The sequence below is a fragment of the Rhodoglobus sp. genome (assembly GCF_053580035.1).
The window spans coordinates 1-25072 of record NZ_JBMDVL010000001.1; the positions used below are offsets into that span (position 1 = coordinate 1).

Below are 25072 nucleotides of genomic sequence, written 5' to 3' on the forward strand. Positions count from 1 at the left end.
TGGTACTGCAAGGGGGACCTTGTGGGAGAGTAGGACACCGCCGGACTTCAATTGTGAAATGGCCACCACTGTGTTTAATAGACACAGCGGGTGGCCATTTTGCGTTAAGTTCCATCCAGATTCAGGAGCAAAAAGTGAGTGATTCGTCAGGTAACGATGGGCGTCGCGACAGCCGACCCCACGGAAACCGCTCTGGCGCGCCTCGATCTGGTGGTCGACCCACCGGTGGGCGACCAGGAGAGGGCCGTCCAAGCGATGGAAGACCTCGCCGCGACAACGCCGCAGGTGGACCAGCCCGCGGCAAGCCCGCATCCGGATCCGATCGTCCTTGGCGCGCAAAGCCCGAAGGCGACGACACCCGTCCACCCCGCTCCGGCGACCGCGAGGGTCGCCCCGCACGGTCAAACGACGACACCCGCCCACCCCGCTCCGGCGACCGCGACAGTCGGCCGCAACGGTCAGGTGACCGCGATAGCCGGCCACCTCGTTCTGGTGACCGCCCCGATCGTGGCGACCGTTCAGGTCGTCCCGAGCGCAGCGATCGCCCCGCACGCCCCGCACGCCCCCCACGCAACGACGGCTCCGGTCGCCCGGAACGTGGAGGTCGTCCCGACCGCGGATCCGGACGCAGCGACGGGCCCCCCGAGAAGCGTCTCTGGACCAAAGGCGGCGCCCCCGCACGCGGAGACCACAACGCCAGCGAACGCGAGCCAGAAGAAGATCGCGATCCCTTCGGCATCCGCTCCGTTCGCGCATTCCACCAGGCACCGGAAATTCCCGCGGGAATTACCCCAAAGATGCTTGATCGAATCGCATCCAATGAACTGAAGACTCTAAGCAAGGAAAACGCAGAAGGCGTAGCCCTGCACCTCGTCATGGTCTCGCAGCTCATCGAAAGTGATCCTGAGCTTGCGCACCAACACGCCATCTCTGCCGCTCGTCGAGCCGGCCGAATTGGTGTTGTGCGCGAAACCCTCGCAATCACCGCCTACGCAACAGAGGACTACGCCCTCGCGCTGCGCGAACTGCGCACCTACCGTCGCATCTCTGGTCGCGACGACCAACTACCGATGATGGTTGATAGCGAACGTGGCCTCGAACGCCCCGAACGTGCACTCGAGCTCGGACGATCCGTGCGCCGAAGCACCCTGTCGACCGGCGTGCAGGTAGAGCTCGCGATCGCCATGTCTGGTGCTCGGCTCGACCTCGGTCAAGCCGAAGAAGCCCTGACCGAACTGCAGATTCCGCAACTCGACCCCACTAAAGCGTTCAGCTATAGCCCAGCACTCTTCGGTGCCTACGGCACTGTGCTCGAAGAACTCGGTCGCGAAGAAGAAGCAGCGATCTGGTTTGATCGTGCAGACGTCGCAGCCGACGCGCTCAACGACGATGACGATGCAACCATTGAAGTCGTTGAAGAAGAATTTGAGTACGAAATCGACGAAGTCACGTCTGAGGTCGACACTGCACCCGCCGCGGCATCCGAGACAGAAACTGAGAATGCTGATGAGCCTCTGGACGTCACTGACGAGACTGATGGGAACGAAGGCGAAAGTGGCGAGCGTGTCGACTAAGACACCGCTCACTGGAATTTCCCTAGTTCTTGCCGACCTCGACGGTGTTGTTTACCGGGGCGCTAACGCTATTCCTCATGCCGTCGACAGCATCAACGCGATAGAGGGCGCCCAGGTCGCCTATATCACCAACAATGCTTCGCGCACCGACGCATCCGTCGCCACTCATCTGAGTGAACTCGGATTGCGGGTCGAGGCGAACGACGTTGTCACGTCGCCCCAAGCGGCGATGACTCTTCTGCGCGAGTTGGTGCCAGCTGGTTCAACCGTCATGGTGGTGGGGGGAGACGGACTCACGAGCGAGCTCGAGAAGTCTGGCTTCGTCGTCACACGCTCCGCCGAAGACTCGCCAGCCGCAGTCGTTCAGGGCTTTGCGCCCGATGTGGCGTGGACACACCTTGCAGAAGCAGCGTTCGCTCTCAAAGGTGGCGACGACGGCATCCCGTGGGTTGCCACAAACACCGATTGGACCATTCCCCAAGCGCGCGGAACAGCACCAGGAAACGGCACCCTCGTTTCTGCCGTGCACACCGCGGTTGGCAGGCTGCCCATCGTTGCCGGAAAGCCAGAAGTCGCAATTTTCGAAGAAGCGTTCCGACGCTACGAGTCCCGCAAAGCACTCATGATCGGCGACCGCCTCGACACCGACATTCTCGGTGCCAACAACTCAGGCATCCCGTCTCTGCTCGTCTTGACCGGTATCGATCAAGCCAAGCAAGTACTCGCAGCAATCCCCGAAGAGCGTCCAACGATGATCGTTGACGACCTGCGGGGGCTTCATGAGCCGTATCCGGAAACCGTAATTACGCACGACGGCGCCGCCGTAGTGACGACAGTGGGAACGGCGACAGTGCGCCTCGAAGCACAGCGCCTCACCGTGACAGCGGCCGGAACATCCATTGACCGGCTTCGAGCAGGAGCTGCAGCAATCTGGAATTCCGGGAGCGCCATCTACGCCCTTGAGGTTCCGGCGGAGCTATATTCGTGAGTATGAGCGATGAATCACCCGTCGACGGATTGATGTCACGACTGAGCCTGATCGAAGATCAACCGCTCGAGTCGAGGGCTGCAGCGTTCACGCAAATTCACGATGAACTGCAACAACAACTTGAGGGCAGGGACTCGTTCCCGCGTCATGGCTAGCACCCGGCTCGATGCTGCTCTGGCCGCGCGTGGTCTCGCCCGATCACGCACGCACGCCGCAAAACTGATCGCAGACAACCTCGTGACAGTGCAGGGCATTGCGGTGCCGAAAGCCTCGACACCGGTGACCGATGACCACGTTATCGAGGTTGCCGAGACCGATCACTATGTGAGCCGTGCCGCCCACAAGTTGGTTGCCGCGCTTGAGGCGTTCGGTATTGACGCCACAGACAGGCTCGCCCTCGATGTTGGCGCATCCACTGGCGGATTCACGCAAGTGCTACTCGAACGCGGGGCTCGCGAAGTAATCGCCCTTGACGTTGGGCATGGCCAACTCGTCGACCTGATTCGTTCGGATGCTCGAGTGCGGGTCATCGAACGCGAAAATGCGCGCTATCTCACTGCAGAGTCGCTTGCGGCGTTGAGCGGGACATCCGAAACTCCCACACTGGTGGTTTCTGATCTGTCGTTTATCTCATTGCGTACCGTAATTCCGGCGCTGTATGCGTCGGTGGGGGATGCCGCAGACTACGTTCTTCTCGTCAAGCCGCAGTTCGAGGTTGGTCGCACCAATATTCGCGAGGGCATTGTGCACGGCTCTGCTTTGCGTGACGAAGCAATCATGGGCGTGCTGTGGGCTGCTTGGGATGTGGGACTCGGCACGGCGGGCGTCGTCTCCTCCCCAATCGCCGGAAACGCAGGAAACCGTGAGTATCTTGTCTGGTTGAGTGCCCCGAACGGCAGCAACCCGACAGAGTGGATAACGCGGGTTGCTGCCATCGCCTAAGCGGTAAGGGGCTCGAGTCCGGCTACTGGCTGCTGGCAGCCTCGATAGCTGCCAGAGCGGCACGAAGTCGTTCATCTGCTTGATCAGCAACCGCTTGTACTGCTGGCACAGAGCTGAGTTGGACCATGGTTTGCGGGTTGATCGCTTGAACCGTAGTCGACTTGGCAGACTCGCTTCGTCGGATGACGACGTTGCAGGGCAGTAGCAGGCCCATGTCGGGGTCGGCGGCGAGTGCTTGCTCGGCAAGGGCCGGGTTGCACGCGCCCAAGATCAAGTAGTCGCCGACCGCAGCTGCACTCTCGGCGCCAAGCTTTGTGGTGAAGGTCGCTCGGATGTCGATTTCGGTGAGGACGCCGAACCCTTGGTTCGCTAGTTCTTGCTTCGTCGCGGCGATTGCTTCCTCGTAGGGCAATGAAACTGTGATGGTGTGCGCATAGTTCATGGTTATCTCCGTTGCTAGTTCGCGGTGATGATTCCCATCATCCCGTTGTCTTCGTGGTCGAGTATGTGGCAGTGGTAGACGGTTTTTCCGCTGAAGTCCTCGAACGCGATCCGCACGCGCGTAGTGCTTCGGGCAGGAATGTTTACGACGTCTTGCCACATGATCGAGTCGACGGGTTGCCCGTCTTGTTCGATGACTTGCATGGGCCAGACGTGCAGGTGCAGCGGATGATCGAGAGTGCTGGTATTGGTTAGCAACCATTCCTCGACGCTGTCGAATTGGACAGTGGTGTCAACGTGGGCGGCATCAAATCCGCGGCCGTTGATCGTGGGCGACATCATTCCTGCTCCCATCCCGCCGCCCATTCCCATTGCAAACACCAGCTCGCGTTTTGCAGTTGTGGTCGCAATGCGGAGGTCACGCTGGGCAGGTTGGCTGGGGAGAGCAGGCTGGCCGGCGATGGCATCCCCGGCCACGCTGAAGCTGGCCAGTGTGATGTCTTCAGCGGCAGGCGATCCGCCTCCCATCATCATTCCGCCGTTTGATCCGCGATCGTAGCTCAGGGTTCGTAGTCTGGACATGCCAGCGCTGCCCGTGACGATGAGGTCGGCTCGGTTGCCCGGGGCCAGCACGATTTCGTCGACTTCCCGAGGCGATTCAAAGCGCCCAGAGTCGATGCCGAGCAGAGTCAATTGCTGTCCGTCGAGGCGAAGTCGCAAGTAGCGGGAGACGCTGGCGTTGACGATGCGCCACCGCTCGCGTTCACCGGGGCGGGCGGTCATGTCTGGAGTGAGTTGTCCGTTAACAAGCACGAGATCTCCCTCCCGCCCAGACATCTCTTCCCTCGGCGACGCGGCTGGAATATTTCCCGTTGAGCTGATGGTGATGTCGGAGATGACGAGGAGGCGTTCTCGGTCAGCGGGGATCGGTTCGGGGTCTTCGACGATGATGGCGCCGTAGAGCCCGCCGAACACTTGCTCCGCGACGAAACCGTGAAGGTGCGGGTGATACCAGTACACGCCGGGAGGATGGTCGGCTGGCAACGTGTACTGGTAATCGAATGATTCGCCTGCTGCGACCGTGACGAACACGTTGTCGCTGTTGCCGTTCGGGGAGATATGGAGCCCGTGCACGTGCAGATTGCTGGGGTCGGCTAAGCCATTTTTCAGGCTCACAGCGAGGGTGTCTCCCGCGCGAACGCGCAGGGTGGGACCTGGCAGGCCACCGTTGTAGCTCAGCGCGTTCACGTCTCGGCCAGCAATGCTCACTCTTTGGGGCGACGACGTGAGGTCCAGAGTGAGCGCGCCGTCTCTGCTGCGCAACTCGACAGGCTCTGTAAAGGTGTTGCCGGATTCTGTTCCCGCCGATGAGTTAGATGAGGGGCCCTGATTGAAAAAGACACCGGTAGCGCCCACCGCGACACTGGCGATCCCGACTCCGCCGAGGATCAGCGCGTTACGTCGGCTGATTTCGGACATTACGGGGACTCGTTGAGCACTCGAAGGTGTTCTCGGTATTGTTCCGTGGTGAGCTCCCCGCGAGCGAAACGTTCTTCGAGGATTCGTTTGGCGCCAGAGGCATCAGAGTGCCTCGGATTCTCAGGTGTTCCCTCGCTGCTGGACTTGCTCGACGCTAAACGAACAATGACATAGATGAGCAGGGCGACGCCGGCAAGTGCCAGCAGCCCGTATCCCCAAGCCCATCCCATATTTCCGTAGCCCCACATCATCAGATTTGGTTCCTTTCGCTTGGGATTGTGCCGTGCGGGCCACGATACCCCCGGTGGTATACAGGAGGCTGTGTGCCAACCGATTCGGCACCAGGACGAAAATTGCCCGCTGGCGCGAGCAATATCCCCAGAATCGTGTGCAACGCGCACTTGTCGGTGGGAATCGGACAGAATGGTTAACGCAGATCTCCGCCATTGCTTTGGGCGGGGTTTGAGTCAGCGCGACACGAGTCGTCAATCACTACCAACGAGAGGTGCACGGTGCAGTCCGAGAACTCTCACGCTTCCGATCGCCACATCCTAGTTATTGCTCACACCGGTCGAGCTGAGTCATTGACGGCCGCGATCTCTGTGTGCCATCAACTCATCACCGCAGGCATCGTGCCCGTATTGGCGCCCGATAGCTACGAAACTATTCTTCAAGCTGAACCAGATCTCTCTCCGATATCTCGCCTCGGCAACGAAGTCGAAACGGGCGAACTTGAGCTCGTCATCGTGCTCGGTGGTGACGGCACGATTCTGCGTGCGGCTGAACTGACCCGTGGCTGCAGTGCGCCGCTACTCGGTGTTAATCTCGGTCACGTCGGATTTCTGGCAGAGAGCGAGCGCGAAGAGCTCACTTCCACTGTGGAGCGTGCTCTGGCGCGTGACTACCTCGTTGAAGAGCGCATGACGCTCTCGGTGCGGGTGAAGGTTGACTCCGAAGTCGTCTACGAAACGTGGGCGCTCAACGAAGCAACGGTAGAAAAAGCCAGCCGAGAGCGGATGCTCGAAGTCGTCATCGAGGTTGACGGCCGACCCCTCTCATCCTTTGGTTGCGACGGCGTCGTCATGTCGACCCCCACCGGCTCAACCGCATATTCCTTCTCGGCCGGCGGACCCATCGTCTGGCCAAGTCTTGACGCCATCCTGCTTGTTCCCCTCAGCGCCCACGCTCTTTTTGCCCGACCGATTGTTGTTGGCCCAGATTCTGCGCTTGCCGTCGAAGTGATGGACCGCAACATGGGGACCGGTGTTCTCTGGTGTGATGGCCGCCGTGCCCACGATCTTCCCCGCGGCGCTCGAGTAGTCGTTCGCCGGTCACCCGTTCCCGTGCGCCTCGCGCGCCTCGCACAGGGGCCGTTCACCGATCGACTCGTAGAGAAATTCAACCTGCCCGTATACGGATGGCGTGGCCCAGCTTCGGAGGAGGGACCCCAGTCGTGATCGAAGAGATCTCCATTCGCGATCTCGGAGTGATCGCATCAGCACGACTCCCACTCGGCCCCGGATTTACCGCGCTCACGGGTGAAACCGGTGCGGGTAAAACCATGGTGGTCACAGCCCTTGGGCTTCTGTTGGGGGAGCGCGCCGATGCGGCAGCGATCCGTGCGGACAGCGACCAAGCATCCGTTGAAGGGCGCTGGGTCATTGACCCGAAGTCTGCCGTTGCCGAGCGAGTACGCGATGCCGGTGGTGATCTTGATGATGGCGAACTGCTGCTCGTGCGCACTGTGTCACGTGAGGGTCGCAGTCGTGCTGTTGTTGGCGGCCGCAGTGCTCCTGTCGGGGTGCTGACGGAGCTTGGTGACCAGCTTGTTGTTGTGCACGGGCAATCCGATCAGATTCGTCTCAAGTCAGCGACGGCTCAGCGCAATGCGCTCGATCGTTTCGCTGGAGCCGAATTGGCAACCGTGCTTGAGCAGTACCAAACCGTCTTCCGCCGCTGGCAGTCTGCCCAGGGCGAACTCGATGTGCTCGTAGCCGAAGGCGATCTGCGCAGTCGGGAAGCCGAAGAACTACGCGTGGCCATTGATGAGATCGAGTCCGCTGACGTTCGCCGCGGTGAAGATGTTGAACTCACCGAGCGTGCCGATCGACTCGCCAACCTTGAAGGCCTCCGTCTCGCAGCCGAAGGCGCCCACGCGGTGTTGTCGGCGGATGCCGCAGACGAGAGCTCCGATGTGGTTGCCCAGCTTGCCGCGGCCTATCGAGGGCTTGAGCGTGTTGCTGAGCATGACGCCCAACTCGGGTCGATCGCGGAAGCCCTTGCCGCGGCATCCATCACTCTCGGTGAAATCGCGACCGATCTTGCCAGCTATCTTGCGAGCCTCGATTCAGATGGCAGCCGCGAACTTGAACAGGTAGAAGAACGACGCAGCCAACTTGCCGCTCTCGTACGCAAACACGGAAGCAACCTCGACGATGTTGTCGACGTGCTCGATACTGGCAGTCAGCGACTACTGGAACTCGACAACGACTCCACTCGCATTGATACGCTCCGTGCTCAAGTGGAAGCTGATCAGGCCGAACTCATCGCCCTCGCAGCGAACGTCAGCGACGTGCGTACAAGCAGTGCACAGCGACTCTCCGCCGAAGTCACCAGCGAACTTGCGCAACTCGCCATGGCCAATGCCGAGATTGTCGTCACCGTTGAAGATCGCAGCGACTACTCGCTGAGCGGAAAAGACGAAGTGTCGATACTGCTTCGCCCACACCCCGGCGCGCCACCGCGCCCGCTCGGCAAAGGCGCATCCGGGGGAGAGCTCTCCCGCGTCATGCTTGCCATCGAAGTTGTCATTGCCGGCAACGACCCCGTGCCCACCTTCATCTTTGACGAAGTGGATGCCGGAGTCGGCGGTGCAGCCGCCATCGAAATCGGAAAACGTCTAGCCCAGCTGAGCCGCACCGCTCAAGTGATCGTTGTCACCCACCTTGCCCAGGTTGCCGCGTTTGCCGACAACCACCTCAGCGTCATCAAGGGCGACGACGGCTCAGTCACGGCATCCAGCGTTCACCAGCTCGAAGGAGAGGCGCGAATCGCCGAAATGGCGCGACTGCTCTCCGGCCTTCCCGACTCCGAATCGGGGCTCGCCCACGCTCGCGAACTCATCAACACCGCGCACGAACTGGAGAAGGCAAATCGCTAACGCAGAGCCTCTTTTGTGTCGCGAGCCTGTTAAGCCGATAACGAAACGCCCCAACAGCGCAACTTAAACGCCAGTCGTGAGATACGATAGAACCCCGTGGTGGACAATAAAAACGCGGTCGTAACAAAGCACATCTTCGTCACCGGAGGAGTCGTCTCTTCTCTCGGTAAAGGCCTCACGGCGGCGAGTCTCGGAAACCTGCTGACAGCACGCGGGCTCCGCGTCGTCATGCAGAAGCTGGATCCCTATCTGAACGTGGATCCCGGCACCATGAACCCCTTCCAACACGGTGAAGTCTTCGTCACCGATGATGGCGCCGAAACCGACCTCGACATCGGACACTACGAGCGCTTCCTCGACATCAAGCTCAACCAAGCAGCGAACGTCACTACCGGACAGATCTACTCCGAAGTGATCGCCAAAGAACGTCGCGGCGAATACCTTGGCGACACCGTGCAGGTGATTCCGCACATCACCGACGAAATCAAGCGCCGTATGCGCCTGCAGGCTGCCGGCCCGTTCGACGATGAAAACCCCCAGCCTGACGTCATCATCACCGAAATTGGTGGAACCGTCGGCGACATCGAAAGCCTCCCGTTCATCGAATCCGCTCGGCAGGTGCGCCACGAACTCGGGCGCAAGAACGTATTCTTCGTGCACGTTTCACTCGTGCCGTTCATGGCCGCCTCTGGCGAGCAGAAGACCAAGCCGACCCAGCACTCCGTCGCCGCGCTGCGCTCGATCGGTATCCAGCCCGACGCGCTCGTTCTGCGCAGTGACCGCCCCGTCTCCGAGTCCAACAAGCGCAAGATCGCGCTCATGTGTGACGTTGAAGAAGACGCCGTCGTCAACGCCACCGACGCCTCCAGCATCTACGACATCCCCGAAATGTTGCACAGCCAGGGACTCGACGCCTACATCATCAACCAGCTCGGCCTCGACGAAGCTAAGTCAGTGAACTGGGATGGCTGGAACGAGCTTCTCGAAGTCGTTCACAACCCTAAGCACGAAGCCACCATCGGTCTTGTCGGCAAATATATCGACCTGCCCGACGCGTACCTCTCGGTCACCGAAGCACTGCGTGCCGGTGGTTTCGCGAACAATGCGAAGGTCAACATTCGTTGGGTTCCTTCCGACGAATGTGAAACTCCAGAAGGCGCAGCCAAGAACCTCTCCGACCTTGACGGCATTGTCGTGCCAGGTGGATTCGGCGTTCGCGGCATCGAAGGCAAGCTCGGAGCGCTCAAATTCGTTCGCGAGAACGGCATCCCCACCCTCGGGATTTGCCTCGGGCTGCAATGCATGGTCATTGAATATGCTCGCGACATGGCCGGCCTCGAAGGTGCATCCTCGACCGAGTTTGACGCCGACAGCAAGTACCCGGTTATCGCGACCATGGCCGAACAGGTCGACATCATTGCCGGGGGAGACATGGGCGGCACGATGCGCCTCGGTCTCTACAACGCCAACCTTGAGCCGGGCTCGATCGTAGAAGAAATCTACGGCGCACCGACCGCGGCTGAGCGTCACCGTCACCGCTACGAAGTCAACAACGAATACCGCCAGCAGATTGCGGATGCCGGACTCACGTTCTCCGGAATCTCCCCAGACCGCACCCTCGTCGAATTTGTTGAGCTGCCGCGCGAAGTTCACCCCTACTACGTGGGAACTCAGGCACACCCCGAGCTCCTATCTCGCCCTAACCGCGCCCACCCGCTATTCCGCGGACTGGTTGCCGCAGCGATCGAGCGCCAAAAAGCAAACCGCCTCTTTGAGGTGACTGAGCAGGATGATGCATAGCGAACTCAGCGACGACCGCGTCACCCCACACCTGCTGAACACTGAAACAGTGTTCAGTGGTCACGTGTGGAACGTTGACCGCGAACGTTTTGAGTTAGAGGGATCAGAAATTACCCGCGAGTTTGTCAATCACACGGGTGCTGTTGCGGTGCTTGCTCTGGATGAGCGTGACCGGGTCCTCCTGATCAAGCAATACCGGCATCCGGTGCGCCTTCGCGATTGGGAACTGCCAGCGGGATTGCTCGACGTTGAGAACGAGTCGCCGCTGGTTGCCGCTCAGCGCGAGTTCGCTGAAGAGACCGATTTGCAGGCTGAATCGTGGCACGTGCTCAGTGAAATGCTGACCTCGCCGGGCGGAAGCAATGAAGCGGTGCGCATCTACCTTGCGCGCGGTGTGAGCGCAACGGGCGAGACCTTTGACCGTTTTGCCGAAGAAGCGGGCATCGAAATGCGCTGGGTTCCTCTCGAGGATGCGGTTGATGCGTTGCTTGACCGTCGCATCCAGAACTCGATTCTGTGCATGGGACTGCTTGCGGCCCAGATCGGACGCGACCGCGGCTGGAACACCCTCGGTGCTGCCGATGAGCCCTGGCCGCGGCATCCGCGAAACTACGACGAGTAATTCACGCGAGTAGTTGAATCAGATGAGTGAGTCGGTGCGCGCTGGAGCGGGAAACCGGATCGCGGTCGCCTCGGAGCGCTATCTGCGGCACCTGGCGATCGAACGTGGACTCTCGGCCAACACCCTGGCCGCTTATCGTCGCGACCTCGAGTCGTACCTCGCCTTCCTCGACGAACGCGACATTGTTTCGCCAGACGCCATCACCGCGGATGACGTGACGGCGTTTGCGCACAGCCTGCGTGCCGATCCCGAGCGCCCACTCGCGGCATCCTCGGTTGCCCGGATGCTGTCGACGGTGCGCGGCATCCACACGTTCTTCATCGATGAATCGTTGGCGACTGTCGATGTTGCCCACGCGGTGGCGATTCCGAAGCAGTCGATGCGATTGCCGAAGGCAATCACAATCGAGCAGATGGCGAGTGTGCTGGCGGCGTTCGAGGGCGATGACGTGATTTCTCTGCGCAATACGGCACTGCTTGAGCTGCTCTATGCCACGGGAGCGCGCGTCTCCGAGGTAGTGTCGCTCAATGTTGACGACATGATCGATGGTGACATTGTGCGACTGTTGGGCAAGGGTAATAAGCAACGGATTGTTCCGGTTGGCAGCTTTGCCCGCGACGCGATTCAGCAATATCTGGTGCGGGCGCGGCCGACGCTCTCGCTGAAGGGTCCGTCGACGCCGGCGTTGTTTATGGGCGCGCGCGGGGCCCGGCTTTCGCGCCAAAACGTGTGGTTGATCATCCAAGCTGCCGCCGAGCGGGTCGAACTCGGTATCGATATTTCGCCGCACACTTTCCGTCACTCTTTCGCTACTCATTTGCTTTCCGGTGGTGCCGATGTGCGAGTCGTGCAAGAACTGCTCGGGCACTCTTCGGTGGCGACGACGCAGATCTACACGATGGTGACGGCGGACACTCTGCGCGATATGTACACGACGGCGCATCCGCGAGCTCGCTAGAGGACTCGTTTGGCCTGCGTGTCGCGCGTCCAAACCTTCAACCTTTGGTAGAGGCGACCCTGCTGTGTCCGCGCGTGGGAGCGCAGGCTGTGACGGATGCGCGACGTAAACTTTTGGCATGACAGCACCGCGTGTTACCCAGTCGGGGCTGGCAGGGTTGGATGTTCAGGCAATGGGCCCAACCGGCCGGCCGATCACTCACTTTCCCGAGCCACCTCCTCTCACGGGCCACGGCCCGGCGCGCATCATTTCGCTGTGCAACCAAAAGGGTGGCGTAGGCAAGACCACCACCACGATCAATCTGGGCGCATCTTTCGCCGAATACGGCCGACGGGTGCTCGCGGTCGATTTCGACCCCCAGGGGGCCCTCTCAGCAGGTCTCGGTGTGCCAACGCACGACGTTCCCACCATCTATGACCTGCTGCTCGGCACGATCAAGAACCCCGCAGAAGCGATCGTGCACACGAACGTGCCCGGTCTCGACGTCATCCCGGCAAACATTGACCTGTCTGCCGCAGAAGTGCACCTCGTCAATGAGGTTGCGCGCGAGACGATTTTGGCGCGCGTACTGCGCAAGGTTAGCGATCAGTACGACGTGATCCTGATCGACTGCCAGCCATCGCTTGGCCTGCTCACCGTCAACGCCTTGACCGCAGCTCATGGTGTTCTGATTCCGCTCGAGTGCGAGTTCTTCGCGTTGCGTGGTGTCGCCCTTCTCGTGGAGACAATCGAAAAGGTTCAGGACCGGTTGAACCCCGCGATCAAGCTCGACGGAATCTTGGCAACCATGTTTGATGCCCGCACGCTGCACTCGCGTGAAGTGCTCGAGCGCGTTGTCGAAAACTTCGGTGACGATGTCTTGGAGACCGTGATCGGTCGCACCGTGAAGTTCCCGGATGCGAGCGTGGCTGGCGCACCCATCACGACCTTTGCACCAGAACACTCTGCGGCGCACTCCTACCGCCAGGTGGCGCGAGAGTTGATCGCCCGTGGCGCCGTCGCCTAGCGACGTGGAAGAGTCCCAGTCGCCCGCCCCGGGTTTCTCGGTCTCGCTTAGCAACTTCAACGGGCCATTCGACCTGCTACTTTCGCTGATCTCGAAGCACGAACTCGACATCACCGAAGTCTCGCTGTCACGAATCACCGACGAGTTCATCGCCTACCTGCGCCACTTCGAATCCGAGGGCGATGGCACGGGTGACGGAATCGATGAGCTCGATCAAGCGAGCGAGTTTCTTGTGGTGGCGGCGACCCTGCTCGACCTGAAAGTCGCTGGCCTCCTGCCGCAGGGTGAACTGGTGGATGCCGAGGATGTGGCGCTGCTCGAAGCCCGCGACATGCTGTTCGCCCGTCTGTTGCAGTACCGGGCGTTTAAGCAGGCAAGTGATTGGTTCTCTGGCCACTTCGATGCCGAGTCAACGCGCACCGTGCGGTCAGTTCGACTCGAAGAGAAGTTTCGTACGCAAACTCCCGAGCTTGTGTGGACGCTCAGCCTCGATGACTTTGCTGCCTTGGCGACGCTGGCATTCACCCCGCGGGAGATCCCGAGCGTCGGCCTCGACCATTTGCATGCACCGCTCATCAGCATCCGCGAACAGGCAGCTCACGTCGTTGCGCTGCTGAGGTCGGGGGAGTCGATGACATTTCGGCAACTCATCGCCGGTGCAGAGCTAAAAGGCGTGATTGTTGCGCGATTCTTGGCCGTATTGGAGCTGTATCGCGGCGCAAATGTGTCGTTTGAGCAGATCGAGCCGCTGGGTGAGCTGACCGTGCGCTGGACAGCGCAGCACTGGTCAGACGATAGCCTCGCTAATCTGGGAGCTGACTATGGAAACTAATACTGCGACAGAAGAACTCGAGGCCGGCCCCGTTGTCGACCTTGCTCGAGGACTCGAAGCGATCTTCATGGTTGCTGACGAACCCCAGAGTCTCGTCAGTCTTGCCACAGCGCTCAATGCCCCCGTTGCGGAAATCCGCAAGACCATCACGGCGCTGTGTGCCGATTTCGATGGTGATGGCGAAGGCCCACGCCGTGGCTTTGAGCTGCGCGAAGTCGGTGGCGGCTGGCGTATTTATGTGCGCGCAGACTACGACGCAGCAGTGCGAGACTTTGTCTATACGCAAAACCCCTCACGGTTGAGCCAGGCTGCACTCGAAACCTTGGCTGTCATTGCCTACAAGCAACCAATTAGCAGGGGAGCGGTCGCAGCAGTGCGTGCCGTTAATGTCGACTCTGTTGTGCGCACGCTGCTCGGCCGGGGACTTATTACGGAGGCGTTTACCGACAACGAGACGGGCGCCATCCATTACGAAACAACGGAGCTAATGCTCGTGCAATTGGGAATCAATTCCATTGCCGAGTTACCTCCGATCTCGCCGCTTTTATCTGATGGTTCGGACGGTTTTGATGAACAACGCTAATGGCGCAAGCCCCAGCAATCCCGAAGGCGAACGCCTTCAAAAAGTAATGGCCGCTGCCGGTGTGGCATCGCGTCGCGTTTCAGAAGATTTGATCTACCAGGGTCGTGTCGCGGTTAACGGCAAGGTCGTCGAAGAGGCTGGTCGTCGGGTGCGACCGACCGACCGCGTGACTGTTGACGGCACCGCCATCCAGCTCGACACCACCAAGCGCTACGTGATGCTCAACAAGCCTGTTGGCGTTGTTAGCTCAATGGCGGATGAGAATGGTCGCCCCGACCTTCGCCAGTTCACGGGCAACTATGACGAGCGACTCTTCAACGTTGGCCGTCTTGACGCTCAAACGTCTGGCCTCATCATCTTGACCAATGATGGCGAACTCGCGCACGTTCTCGCGCATCCTTCCTTTGGCGTAATGAAGACCTACATCGCCAAGGTGGAGGGCACGGTGACCGCGCAGACCATCGCACAGCTCACTAAGGGCATCGAACTTGAGGATGGCTTCATTGCGGCAGACAAGGCGCGGGCGCTCGGCCGAGCATCCGGCGACCAGACAATGGTGGAACTCACTCTTCACTCGGGGCGAAACCGCATTGTTCGTCGGATGTTGGATGCCGTCGGTCACCCCGTGATTGAACTTGTGCGGCGCCAGTTTGGCCCGCTCAACCTGGGCAGCCTCGGAATCGGCCGCACCCGCAACCTAACGAAAGTGGAGTTGGGCGCGGTGCTGACGATCGCCCGTGACGCCGAGGAACAGTCGTGAATCTAGGCCGCATCACAGGGCAAGTTCGCATCGTTGGTGCGGGTTTGCTCGGTGCGAGTATTGGGCTCGGATTGCGGGCCAAGGGTGTTGACGTGATTGTTCACGATGCTTCCCGCAGCACTTTATCGCTCGCGATCGATTACGGCGCTGGTCGTGCACCGCAACCTGACGATGCACCAACGCTGGTCATTGTTGCGGTTCCGCCCGATGTCACCGCCGAGGTTGTTGCGCGCGAACTTGCGGCGTGGCCGCGAGCATCCGTGACGGATGTTGCGAGTGTGAAGGTCGGTGTACTCGAGGAGCTCATTGCTCTTGGTGTCGATCTCGATCGTTACGTTGGTTCGCATCCCCTTGCTGGACGCGAACGTGGCGGTGCGAGTGCTGCTCGCGCTGACCTCTTCATCGGTCGGCCGTGGGTTGTTGGCAGGGGAGAGCCCTTCCGTCGTCGCGCGGTGGAAGATGTGGTCATCGAGCTGGGGGCGGTTCCGATTGCGATGTCTGCTGCCGAGCATGACGACGCAGTGGCTCTGATCTCGCACGTTCCCCAAGTGGTGGCAAGTTTGCTTGCGCACCGGTTGGCCGGAGCATCCGACGCCGCTGTTGGGCTTGCCGGTCAAGGACTGCGCGACACCACCCGCATCGCGTCGAGCGCCCCCGAGCTGTGGGTGCAGATTTTGGCCGCAAACGCGGGACCGGTCGCACACATCTTGCGGGAACTTCAGGCCGAACTTGGTGTTGCGATTGATGCGCTGGAGACCCCCGATGCACCTGGCGCACGCCGCGCCATCGCCGAAGTGCTCGCCGGAGGAAACACGGGAGTCGCCCGGATCCCCGGAAAGCACGGAACACGCAAGCACTTCAGCCAACTTGTCGTGATGGTTGATGACAAGCCGGGAGAGCTCGCACGGCTGCTCACCGAAATCGGCGAAGCCCAGGTGAACATGGAAGACTTGCGTCTTGAGCACTCACCGGGCGCCCAATTCGGTCTCGCCGAAATCTCGGTACTGCCCGAAAAAGAAGCCCTACTTATTAGCGAGCTCGAAGCTCGTGGTTGGAAGATTGCAGAGACTTTAGCGTGAACACAGACCCATCGTTCGTTGTCGTGGCCGTCGATGGGCCTGCAGGCAGCGGCAAATCGAGTGTGTCGAAAGCAACCGCTCGCGAACTCGGCTTCGACTACCTCGACACGGGGGCTGCCTATCGTGGATTTGCCCTGCACTGCCTCGACCGTGGTGTTGACACCCTCGGGCCCAGCGATGTTATCGATACTCTTCCCCGCTTCGAGTACTTCATCGGGATTGACCCAGACAACTACTTTGTGAAGGTCGACTCGGAGATCGTGACCAACGACATCCGCGAACCTCGCATTACTGGTGTTGTGTCGAATATTGCCCGCATTCCCGAAGTGCGCGAATACATGGTTGAGCTGTTCCGCAGCATTATCGCGAGCAGTGAAAAACCCGGCATTGTGGTCGAGGGGCGAGACATCACGACGGTCGTTGCCCCCGACGCTCAGGCGCGAATTCTGCTAACTGCTAGTGAAGAAGCTAGGATGGGAAGACGTGCGGCCGAACTCTCCGGAGAATCGAGCGCGACAACGGCGCAACAACTCAGTTATCGAGATGCGCAGGACTCCAAAGTCGTGGACTTCATGAACGCCGCAGAAGGAGTCATCACCATTGACTCCACCAATCTTGACTTCGATCAGACCGTGACGGCCGTCGCGAGTTTCGTTCGCTCCAGCATGTAACTAAAGGACTACCCATGGCCGATCATTCGCCCGCCGAAGACGATTTTCCCGAACTGAACCCGGCTCTCGTCGAACGACTTTCCGGCATGAACGAAGACGAGGCTGCCCAGCGCACCTCTGCCTTGCGTGCCGGCCTCAGTGACTACGATCTCGACGATGAGGACCTTCAGGTTCTCGACGCCGCTAGCGAAGATCCTGATGCAATCTATTACCTTCCTGCCCTTCCGGTGCTGGCCATTGTTGGTCGCCCGAACGTCGGCAAGTCTGCTCTGGTTAACCGAATCATCGGTCGCCGTGAAGCTGTTGTTGAGGACACCCCCGGTGTTACTCGCGACCGCGTGAACTACAAGGCCGAGTGGAACAACCGTCACTTCACCATCGTTGATACTGGCGGCTGGGAGCCAGATGCTAAGGGCATCGACGCCTCTGTTGCCGCTCAGGCTGAGATCGCTATCGACCTCGCCGACGCTGTGCTCTTTGTCGTGGATGCCACTGTTGGCCCCACTTCGACTGACGAGCACGTTGTGCGCATGTTGCGTGCCACTAAGAAGCCAGTGATTCTCGTCGCTAACAAGGTCGACGACGTTCACCAAGAGTCGGATGCTGCTTCGCTGTGGAGTCTCGGACTCGGTCAGCCGTGGCCAGCCTCTGCCGTTCACGGCCGTGGTGTTGCCGACTTGCTCGACCACGTTTTGACGGTTCTGCCTGAGATTTCGAACGTTGCTAAGGAAGAAGTCGGTGGCCCTCGCCGCGTCGCTATTCTTGGTCGCCCGAATGTCGGCAAGTCGAGCCTGTTGAACAAGACTGCCGGTGAAGAGCGCGTTGTTGTCAACGATCTCGCGGGCACCACTCGTGACCCCGTCGATGAGCAGATCGAGCTCGGCGGAAAATTCTGGCGCTTCGTTGACACTGCCGGTATTCGCCGTCGTGTTGCGCTCGCTCAGGGTGCAGACTTCTACGCAACGCTTCGCACGAGTGCAGCGCTCGAAAAGGCTGAAGTTGCCGTTGTCATTTTCGATGTCAGCCAGCCGCTCAGCGTGCAGGACCTCAAAATTGTTGATCTCGTGCTCGAATCGGGCCGCGCGCTCGTTTTGGCCTTCAACAAGTGGGACCTCCTCGACGACGAACGTCGCGATCTTCTTGAGCGCGAAATCGACAAGGACCTGTCGCACGTTGCGTGGGCTCCTCGCGTGAACATTTCAGCCAAGACTGGTCGCCACATGGAGAAGCTGGTTCCGGCTCTCGAGCTGGCGTTGGAGTCGTGGGATACCCGCGTTCCGACCGGTAAGTTCAACGCGCTTCTTGCCGAACTGACGCAGGAGCACCCTCACCCGCTTCGTGGTGGCAAGCAGCCGCGCATCCTCTTCGGTACACAGGCATCAAGCCGTCCGCCGACGTTTGTTCTCTTCACGACCGGGTTCTTGGACCCGCAGTACCGTCGCTTTATTACGCGTCGACTGCGTGAGATCTTCGGCTTCGATGGCACGCCCATCCAGGTCAACATGCGTGTACGTGAAAAGCGGAAGCGCAAGTAACGTCTAGAGCCTTTACGACAAACGGCGAGTCACTTCTCGAAAGAGAGTGACTCGCCGTTTTGCCGTTAAGTGGCGCTGTGAGCCGCGCGTGAACGCGGCGAGCGTGAATGCTGCGTTCGTGAGCTAGGTGAGGGTGAGCGGGCGCAGTGGGCTACCCGTTCACACCCGCTTAGTGTGCTGTCGGTGTCTCGGGGGATTCCGAGTCGGCCGGCTGGAGCTCTTCGGCTGGGCGTTTCACGAAGAAGGTGGCGACGACGGCAAAGAGCGAGATGATTCCGCCGGCCATGAACGCGAGTCGCACTCCGCCGGCGAGAGCGACGGTGTCTGTTGCGCCATCGGAGGCGAGGGCCACGGACTGCACGGTGAGGAGTGCGATGAACAGTGCTGTGCCGGCGGCTCCGGCAAGTTGCTGCACGGTGCCGATGGTGGCGCTGCCGTGCGAATACAGGTGGGGCTTGAGGGATCCGAGGGCTGAAGTGAACAGCGGGGTGAACATGAAGGCGAGGCCGATGCTCATGGGGATGTGGATGGCGACGACCATGAACGGCGAGCTAGTTTCGGAGAGCATGGTGAAGCTCCACAGCGCGGCGCTCACGAGAATGGCGCCGGGGATCATGAGGGGGCGCGGGCCGACTTTGTCGTAGAGGCGACCGACGACGGGGCCGAGAAGCCCCATGATGAGGCTGCCGGGCAGCACGAGCAGCCCGCTCTCGATGGGCTCGAGGCCGAGAACGTCTTGAGTGAACATGGGCAACAGGATGATGGTGCCGAAGAGCGCAGCCATCATGACCATCATGAGACCGATCGAGACGGCGAAGCCAGGAGCGGCGAAAGTGCGGAGGTCGAGCAGCGCACGATCCTCTTTCTGCAGAGCGATTTGGCGAATGATGAACAGCGTGAGACTGATGGCACCGGCAACGATGGGAATCACGGGGGCGACAAACACTGTGGTGCCGCTGGCAGATTCGCCGAGGCTGGAGAGCCCGTAGATAAGCCCGGAGAATGCGATCGCCGAAAGAATTACAGAGAGAACATCGATCGAGACCTTGCTCGGCTCGGTGACGTTCTTGACCCGGGTGATGCCGAGGATGAGCGCGATGAGCGCGATGGGAATCATCACGATGAACACCCAACGCCAATCGAAGACAGCCAATACCAGACCGGCAACGGTGGGGCCGACCGCCGGCGCCATCGACATGACGATCGAGACATTACCCATCGTTTTGCCGCGAGTTGCTGGTGGCACCAAAGTCATGACGGTTGTCATCAGAAGGGGAAGCATCATCGCGGTGCCGGAGGCCTGAATCACGCGACCAATGATCAGTACAAAGAAGGTGGGGGCGACAGCGCCAAGCACAGTGCCCAGAGTGAAGAAGGACATGGCGGCGATAAAGATCGTGCGGGTCGAAAAACGTTGGATGAGGAATCCGGTAATCGGAATCACCACCGCCATGGTGAGCATGAACGATGTCGACAACCACTGAGCGGTGCTCGGCTCGATGTTGAGGTCAGCCATGATGCGGGGGATAGCCACCACGAGGGATGTCTCGTTGAGGAACACCACAAACGTTGCCGCAAGCATGAGCGCAATGACGAGACGGTTGCGACCGCTGTTATCCACGGGAGCGTCATGAGTGGGCGGCGCCCACTGGGGAAGGGCAATGTTGCCAGTAATCGGCGACGTGCTGGTCATGGGGGTCCTGTCGTATTTAAAGTGGTGGGACGAGGCAGCAGCCGGAAGAGAAAGCGGCGCACAAATCAGTCGTCACTCTCATTGTCATGCAGGGCAACGACATCCGTCAGTGTTTTAGTCCAGAAAGGCTTCCGCCTGAGGCGAACACGCGGCACACGCGCGGCATACAGCACCCGGGATCGGGCAGCGCAGGCAGCGACGTGAACCACTCCCCACCGGCATCCGCGACCCGGTATGTTGGAGGCACAACTTGTGACACGGGGTGCCCTGCGGGGCTGAGATCACACCCGTCGAACCTGATCTAGTTAGAACTAGCGAAGGGATGTCGTGCATGTCGCGTACGCCACCAAATCTTTTGACCGCCACTCAAGAAGCGCTCGAGGCGGTGAGATCGACGTCGCCGCTCGTGCAGTGCATCACCAATAGCGTGGTGGTTGGCTTCACCGCCAATGCGCTGCTTGCGGTGGGGGCGGCTCCCGCGATGGTGGATATTCCGGAGGAGGCTGGCATTTTTGCCGGGGTGGCATCCGGATTGCTCATCAACCTCGGCACCTGCAGTGCTGAACAGCGTGCGGCGGCTCTCGAAGCGGCGCCAGCCGCCAAGGCTGCGGGAACACCATGGGTGCTCGACCCGGTAGCGATCGGTGCTTTGCCAGTGCGCACTCCGCTCGCGCACCAGTTGCGTGACCTGGGCCCGTCGATTGTGCGGGGTAATGCCTCAGAGATTTTGGCACTCGCCGAACTGGGTTCAGGGGGCCGTGGTGTCGACAGCACCAGCAGCGCCGATGATGCGCTTACCGCTGCGAAACTGTTGGCGCGAGTATCCGGTGGTGCCGTCGCAGTTTCGGGAGCGACCGACATTGTGACCGATGGCGTGAGTGTTGTGAGGCTCTCGAACGGGCATCCGGTGCTGACTAAGGTGACCGGTGGTGGCTGTGCGCTTGGGGCGATCATGGCGGCGTTTGTTGCGGTGACTCCGGATGCGCTGACTGGGGCTGTGGCTGCCACGAGCGTGTATACGGTGGCCGCCGATCTCGCGGCAGAACGTTCGGTGCAGCCCGGCAGCTTTGCAGTCGCGCTGCTCGACGCGCTGAGTGAAATATCGGTTGATGACTTGGCGGCACGGGCGGTGTTTGCGTGATTCGCGGAGCGGCGGCGAAGGCGGCACGGCTCGAGAGCCCCGCCGCAGTGAGTGGCTTTCGGCAGAGCTTCGATCTCTCGACCTATTTGGTGACAGATTCTGCGCAAGCACGCGCGGCCGGTCATGATCTGGTCGATCTCGTCTACGAGGCGGTAGCGGGAGGAGTCACGATCGTGCAATTGCGGGAGAAAGACCTGCCGGCGCGCGAATTTCTCGATTTGGTGCTGCGGGTGTCGACCGCTGTGGCTCGCAAGGTTCCGGTGCTCGTGAATGACCGAGTGGATGTGTACCTGGCTGCCCGCGAGATGGGTGCCCGGGTGGCTGGGGTCCATATGGGGCAGCATGACCTGCCTACCGGCTCGGTGCGGGCCCTTGTCGGTCCGGATGCGATTGTCGGGCTGAGCGCTGCGACCGAAGACCAACTCTATGAGGCGAGTGTGCGTTCGGCGGGTGTCGACTATGTCGGTATTGGCGCCCTTCACCCGACGACAAGTAAGAAGGATGCCCCAGAACAGCTGGGTCATGCGCGGATGGCGGAGCTGATTGGGTTGAGCACGCTGCCCAGTGTGGCAATTGGTGGCATTGGACCGGATGATCTGCCGCTGTTGCGGGCGGCCGGTGCTGATGGTGCTGCGGTTGTTTCGGCTATTTGTGGTGCGGCTGATCCCCGCGCGGCGGCTCGGGCGCTCGCGGACGCCTGGGCTGGCGAACGTATGGGGGAGAGCGTCGGAGGCGGCGCGTGAGCGGGGGAGCCGGGGTTAGCGTGGTGTCGGGCGTGCATGGCGTGTCGGGTGTGCAGGTTGTGCCCGAGCTGCCAGGTGTGCCGGCTGCGGGGTATGTGCCGCGCGTGCTGAGTATTGCCGGGAGTGATCCCTCGGGAGGTGCCGGCATTCAGGCTGACCTGAAGTCGATTGCTGCCAATGGTGGCTACGGCATGGCGGCGATTACCGCGTTGACGGCTCAGAACACGCAAGGGGTGCATGGAGTGCATGTGCCGCCTGCCCCGTTTCTGCGGGAGCAGTTGGATGCGCTCAGCGACGACATAGCGATTGATGCCGTGAAGATTGGGATGCTCGGCACCGTCGAGGTCGTTGGTGTCGTGCGCTCATGGCTTGAGGCTGAGCGGCCGCCGCTCGTGGTGCTTGACCCGGTGATGGTGGCCACGAGTGGTGACCGACTCCTGGATGCCGAAGCCGAGCAGGCGCTACGGGAGCTGGTGCGGGTGTGTGACCTAGTGACTCCGAACATTCCGGAGCTCGCGATCATTGCCGCGGAACCCGCCGCTGAGACATGGCCCGAGGTGTTGGAGCAGGCGGCGCGGGTCTCTGCCTCCTACGGGGTGCGCGTACTAGCCAAGGGTGGACACTTGAGTGGGGCCGAGGCTCCGGATGCGCTGGTGGATGCCCGTTTCGGGAACGCTGCTGTCGTGACTGAGTTTGCCGGCATCCGCATAGAGACCAGCAACACCCACGGAACGGGGTGTTCGCTGTCGAGCGCGCTCGCGACCCGGATTGCGGCTGGCGGTGACTGGGCTGCCGCTGTGGGGGAGTCGAAGCGGTGGTTGAGCGAGAGCATCCGTGCCGGTGCGGCGTTGCAGGTAGGTGGCGGGCGTGGACCCATTAGTCACTTTGCGGGGGTGTGGCAGCGCGGGGGTATCGAGACAGCGCCGACTGCGGCTGAGGTGCGCAAGCACTGGTGGGCGGAGATCGCCTCTGTGCGGGCCCAGATCGACGAGGGCGACTTTGTGCGGGCACTGGGCGATGGCTCTCTCGACCGGGGTGACTTCGTCTGGTACCTGGCTCAGGATGCGCTCTATCTGCGCGATTATGCGCGGGCGCTCGCCGAAGCTGCCCGATTGGCGCCGACCGCGGCAGAGCAAGCGTTCTGGGCGTCGAGTGCTGAGGGTTGCATCGTGACCGAGCTGCAGTTGCACGAGTCATGGTCTGTGGACGGTGAGCTGTTTGCGGCATCACCCAGTGCGACCACCACCGGATACCTGAACCACCTGTTGGCGACGGCGGCCCGTGGTGACTATGCGGTGCTCGCTGCGGCCCTGTTGCCGTGCTTCTGGGTGTACCACGACGTCGGTTCGCGACTGCACCCGCTGTCGCACCCTGAGCATCCCTACGCCGACTGGTTGACCACCTATGCCGATGAAGCATTCACGGATGCCACAGAGCAGGCCATCACGATAGTGACGGCGCTCGCCGCAGACGCCACCCCGCCGGTTCGGGATGCGATGCTGACGGCTTTCGTGGCATCGACGGAGCATGAACGCGAGTTCTTCGCCGCCGCATACGGCATCGCAACGAACTGATTTGGCCCTTGCTGCGGTTTTGGCCCCATTCTGAACATCGGCGCTCAGATTTCGCGGTAAGCTATTCGAGTTGTCGCGGGCTGTAGCGCAGCTTGGTAGCGCACCTGACTGGGGGTCAGGGGGTCGCAGGTTCAAATCCTGTCAGCCCGACCAAAGAAACACCTGATCAAATGGCATATTTATCCTTGATAAATATGCCATTTGTGTTAGTAAATGATGACTTGGGACCAACCTGGGACCGGTCTCTAAGCCACTTGACCGCGTATAGGTCAAGTGGGTCAGCGGTATCTAATCATAGAATTCCTCCTCGGCGTACTGGCGTAAGTGCTGGTTCACCGTGTCTGCAGCCTCTGTGAGCTGCCGGTCGTCGATGTGGAGATAGGTTCTCGTTGTCTCCAGCAAGGTATGCCCGAGGATCCGCGCGATGATATCGAGGGGAACCCCGGCGTTCGCCAGCCACGTCGCGCCGGTATGCCTCAGCCCATGTCTACGGAAACCGTTGTGACCGAGGCGTATGAGCAGCGTGTCCCAATCCGTGGCGCGGCGTAAGGAAGCCGAAGTAATGACGCCGCCATGTGGGCCGCGAAGCAGTGGCTCTTCGGCCTCTCGACCTTTGGTGAGGCGGCGGAGCGTGGGGGCCAGTGCCTCAAGGATCGGAACTCTGCGTGCGCGCCGCCCTTTTGGCGGTTTCATGCGCAAGCCGCCGTGCCCCGGATAGCACTGACGCTCAATGATCACGACTCCGTGGTTCCAATCGATGTCACCGACGCGGAGCCCCGCCACTTCTGACCCTCGAGCGGCGAGAAGAGCGCAGAGAAGCACGTGATCGTGGTAGCTGAGATGAACCCGTTCGCATGCGTCGGCCAGCGTAAACAATGCCGCTAGATCTGGGAGCACCTGCTGTCTCGTCGCTGAACCGGGCGGTGTGGGGCGCGTTCGCCGTGCGCGGGCTCGGGCAGGATTTCGATCAACTACCTCGTCTCGCACTGCTTCGTCCAAGATCCGGGTGAGTGCGGCAACAGATTGTTTGATCGTGGACGAGGAGCAGCTCTCTTCCCATCGGTCGATCGTGCGGTCAATGATTCCGGTCGAGATCCGGCATATGGGTAGATGGCCAAGCGCGGGAACCACTCGAAGGCGCAGGCCGACGCGATAGCCGGCCGCAGTTGAGGTCAGGTCGACGCCGCGGAGCCAGCGGTCACCGATTGCATCCGCGTAGGCGCTGAACGTGACGTACGGATCGATGTTTGTCCCGGCCGCGGCGTCCAGCCGTTCGAAGAACACGTCCGCCGCGGTGCGGTCGGCCACCGTCTTCGAATAGCTCCTGCGCTGCTTGGATACCTGATCAACCCAGCGCACCCGCGCGCGGATTCTTCCGGAGCGTACTTCGATATCGTGCGAGAGCCGGACCCCGAGGGGTGGGACATGAAGTTTTCTGGTCATGCGCACACAGCCCAGCACTGATGGGGTCGACAATCGGGGTTTCGCCGG

General features: G+C 60.9%; 24 protein-coding genes, 1 tRNA gene and 1 riboswitch. Of the genes, 20 read left to right on the forward strand and 5 right to left on the reverse strand.

What is annotated here, in order from left to right:
* Positions 1-134: 134 nt before the first annotated feature.
* Genes ACOH1Z_RS00005 through ACOH1Z_RS00020 form a run of 4 tightly spaced genes read left to right on the forward strand, consistent with a single transcriptional unit; the run spans position 135 to position 3504 of the window.
* Positions 135-1574 carry a hypothetical protein gene (locus tag ACOH1Z_RS00005; RefSeq protein WP_449646458.1) on the forward strand — a complete coding sequence of 480 codons (1440 nt, stop codon included), beginning with the start codon at positions 135-137 and terminating at the stop codon, positions 1572-1574.
* Complete coding sequence (locus ACOH1Z_RS00010) at positions 1537-2562, forward strand: HAD-IIA family hydrolase (protein ID WP_449648165.1); 1026 nt, start codon at positions 1537-1539, stop codon at positions 2560-2562. The genes ACOH1Z_RS00005 and ACOH1Z_RS00010 overlap by 38 nt, the downstream gene beginning before the upstream one ends.
* Before the next feature lie 2 nt (positions 2563-2564).
* The gene (locus ACOH1Z_RS00015; RefSeq protein WP_341952173.1) at positions 2565-2717 is read left to right on the forward strand and encodes a hypothetical protein; all 153 of its coding nucleotides are present in this window, start codon (positions 2565-2567) and stop codon (positions 2715-2717) included.
* Positions 2710-3504 carry a TlyA family RNA methyltransferase gene (locus tag ACOH1Z_RS00020; RefSeq protein WP_449646459.1) on the forward strand — a complete coding sequence of 265 codons (795 nt, stop codon included), beginning with the start codon at positions 2710-2712 and terminating at the stop codon, positions 3502-3504. Before ACOH1Z_RS00015 ends, ACOH1Z_RS00020 begins: the two co-directional genes overlap by 8 nt.
* 22 nt (positions 3505-3526) lie before the next feature.
* On the opposite strand, the gene ACOH1Z_RS00025 is transcribed toward ACOH1Z_RS00020, so the two are convergent.
* From ACOH1Z_RS00025 to ACOH1Z_RS00035, 3 genes are read right to left on the reverse strand one after another with little or no spacing between them, the layout of a single operon-like run.
* Positions 3527-3946, reverse strand: coding sequence for a DUF302 domain-containing protein (locus tag ACOH1Z_RS00025; protein ID WP_449646460.1), 420 nt, complete (start codon positions 3944-3946; stop codon positions 3527-3529).
* A gap of 14 nt (positions 3947-3960) precedes the next feature.
* Positions 3961-5424: a multicopper oxidase family protein gene (locus ACOH1Z_RS00030; protein WP_449646461.1), complete on the reverse strand. Its 1464-nt coding sequence runs from the start codon at positions 5422-5424 to the stop codon at positions 3961-3963.
* Positions 5424-5675 carry an SHOCT domain-containing protein gene (locus tag ACOH1Z_RS00035; protein ID WP_449646462.1) on the reverse strand — a complete coding sequence of 84 codons (252 nt, stop codon included), beginning with the start codon at positions 5673-5675 and terminating at the stop codon, positions 5424-5426. Before ACOH1Z_RS00035 ends, ACOH1Z_RS00030 begins: the two co-directional genes overlap by 1 nt.
* 261 nt (positions 5676-5936) lie before the next feature.
* Here ACOH1Z_RS00035 and ACOH1Z_RS00040 point away from each other — a divergent pair, with 261 nt between their 5' ends.
* The 12 genes from ACOH1Z_RS00040 (at position 5937) to der (ending at position 18430) form a co-directional block, all read left to right on the forward strand.
* Positions 5937-6881 (forward strand): NAD kinase, encoded by a 945-nt coding sequence (locus ACOH1Z_RS00040; RefSeq protein WP_449646463.1) that lies wholly within the window; start codon positions 5937-5939, stop codon positions 6879-6881.
* Complete coding sequence (gene recN / locus ACOH1Z_RS00045; RefSeq protein ID WP_449646464.1) at positions 6878-8584, forward strand: DNA repair protein RecN; 1707 nt, start codon at positions 6878-6880, stop codon at positions 8582-8584. The genes ACOH1Z_RS00040 and recN overlap by 4 nt, the downstream gene beginning before the upstream one ends.
* 96 nt (positions 8585-8680) lie before the next feature.
* On the forward strand, positions 8681-10384 hold the full coding sequence (gene pyrG / locus ACOH1Z_RS00050) for a CTP synthase (RefSeq protein ID WP_449646465.1): 1704 nt from the start codon (positions 8681-8683) through the stop codon (positions 10382-10384).
* Positions 10374-11006 (forward strand): NUDIX domain-containing protein, encoded by a 633-nt coding sequence (locus ACOH1Z_RS00055; protein WP_449646466.1) that lies wholly within the window; start codon positions 10374-10376, stop codon positions 11004-11006. The genes pyrG and ACOH1Z_RS00055 overlap by 11 nt, the downstream gene beginning before the upstream one ends.
* A gap of 22 nt (positions 11007-11028) precedes the next feature.
* Positions 11029-11964, forward strand: coding sequence for a site-specific tyrosine recombinase XerD (locus tag ACOH1Z_RS00060; RefSeq protein ID WP_449646467.1), 936 nt, complete (start codon positions 11029-11031; stop codon positions 11962-11964).
* A gap of 118 nt (positions 11965-12082) precedes the next feature.
* Positions 12083-12970 (forward strand): ParA family protein, encoded by an 888-nt coding sequence (locus ACOH1Z_RS00065; protein ID WP_449646468.1) that lies wholly within the window; start codon positions 12083-12085, stop codon positions 12968-12970.
* Complete coding sequence (locus ACOH1Z_RS00070) at positions 12954-13802, forward strand: segregation and condensation protein A (RefSeq protein WP_449646469.1); 849 nt, start codon at positions 12954-12956, stop codon at positions 13800-13802. Before ACOH1Z_RS00065 ends, ACOH1Z_RS00070 begins: the two co-directional genes overlap by 17 nt.
* Positions 13792-14385, forward strand: a complete 594-nt coding sequence (scpB, locus tag ACOH1Z_RS00075; RefSeq protein ID WP_449646470.1) for an SMC-Scp complex subunit ScpB — start codon at positions 13792-13794, stop codon at positions 14383-14385. The genes ACOH1Z_RS00070 and scpB overlap by 11 nt, the downstream gene beginning before the upstream one ends.
* Positions 14372-15145 carry a pseudouridine synthase gene (locus ACOH1Z_RS00080; protein WP_449646471.1) on the forward strand — a complete coding sequence of 258 codons (774 nt, stop codon included), beginning with the start codon at positions 14372-14374 and terminating at the stop codon, positions 15143-15145. Before scpB ends, ACOH1Z_RS00080 begins: the two co-directional genes overlap by 14 nt.
* Complete coding sequence (locus tag ACOH1Z_RS00085) at positions 15142-16224, forward strand: prephenate dehydrogenase (RefSeq protein ID WP_449646472.1); 1083 nt, start codon at positions 15142-15144, stop codon at positions 16222-16224. The genes ACOH1Z_RS00080 and ACOH1Z_RS00085 overlap by 4 nt, the downstream gene beginning before the upstream one ends.
* Positions 16221-16895 (forward strand): (d)CMP kinase, encoded by a 675-nt coding sequence (cmk, locus tag ACOH1Z_RS00090; RefSeq protein WP_449646473.1) that lies wholly within the window; start codon positions 16221-16223, stop codon positions 16893-16895. The genes ACOH1Z_RS00085 and cmk overlap by 4 nt, the downstream gene beginning before the upstream one ends.
* 14 nt (positions 16896-16909) lie before the next feature.
* The gene (gene der, locus ACOH1Z_RS00095) at positions 16910-18430 is read left to right on the forward strand and encodes a ribosome biogenesis GTPase Der (protein WP_449646474.1); all 1521 of its coding nucleotides are present in this window, start codon (positions 16910-16912) and stop codon (positions 18428-18430) included.
* 169 nt (positions 18431-18599) lie between these two features.
* On the opposite strand, the gene ACOH1Z_RS00100 is transcribed toward der, so the two are convergent.
* The gene (locus tag ACOH1Z_RS00100; RefSeq protein ID WP_449646475.1) at positions 18600-20123 is read right to left on the reverse strand and encodes an MDR family MFS transporter; all 1524 of its coding nucleotides are present in this window, start codon (positions 20121-20123) and stop codon (positions 18600-18602) included.
* Between the two features lie 248 nt (positions 20124-20371).
* A riboswitch (TPP riboswitch) is annotated at positions 20372-20463 on the forward strand.
* Between ACOH1Z_RS00100 and thiM the strand changes: the two genes are divergently transcribed.
* The 4 genes from thiM (at position 20455) to ACOH1Z_RS00120 (ending at position 23734) form a co-directional block, all read left to right on the forward strand.
* The gene (thiM, locus tag ACOH1Z_RS00105) at positions 20455-21264 is read left to right on the forward strand and encodes a hydroxyethylthiazole kinase (protein WP_449646476.1); all 810 of its coding nucleotides are present in this window, start codon (positions 20455-20457) and stop codon (positions 21262-21264) included. It overlaps the preceding riboswitch by 9 nt.
* A complete protein-coding gene (gene thiE / locus ACOH1Z_RS00110) occupies positions 21261-22007 on the forward strand; it encodes a thiamine phosphate synthase (protein WP_449646477.1) in 747 nt (248 codons plus the stop codon). Before thiM ends, thiE begins: the two co-directional genes overlap by 4 nt.
* Positions 22004-23581, forward strand: coding sequence for a bifunctional hydroxymethylpyrimidine kinase/phosphomethylpyrimidine kinase (locus ACOH1Z_RS00115; protein WP_449646478.1), 1578 nt, complete (start codon positions 22004-22006; stop codon positions 23579-23581). The genes thiE and ACOH1Z_RS00115 overlap by 4 nt, the downstream gene beginning before the upstream one ends.
* 76 nt (positions 23582-23657) lie before the next feature.
* Positions 23658-23734 (forward strand) — tRNA-Pro (locus ACOH1Z_RS00120).
* Between the two features lie 135 nt (positions 23735-23869).
* Here the strand turns inward: ACOH1Z_RS00120 and ACOH1Z_RS00125 are convergent.
* Positions 23870-25024, reverse strand: coding sequence for a tyrosine-type recombinase/integrase (locus ACOH1Z_RS00125; protein ID WP_449646479.1), 1155 nt, complete (start codon positions 25022-25024; stop codon positions 23870-23872).
* Positions 25025-25072 lie beyond the last annotated feature (48 nt).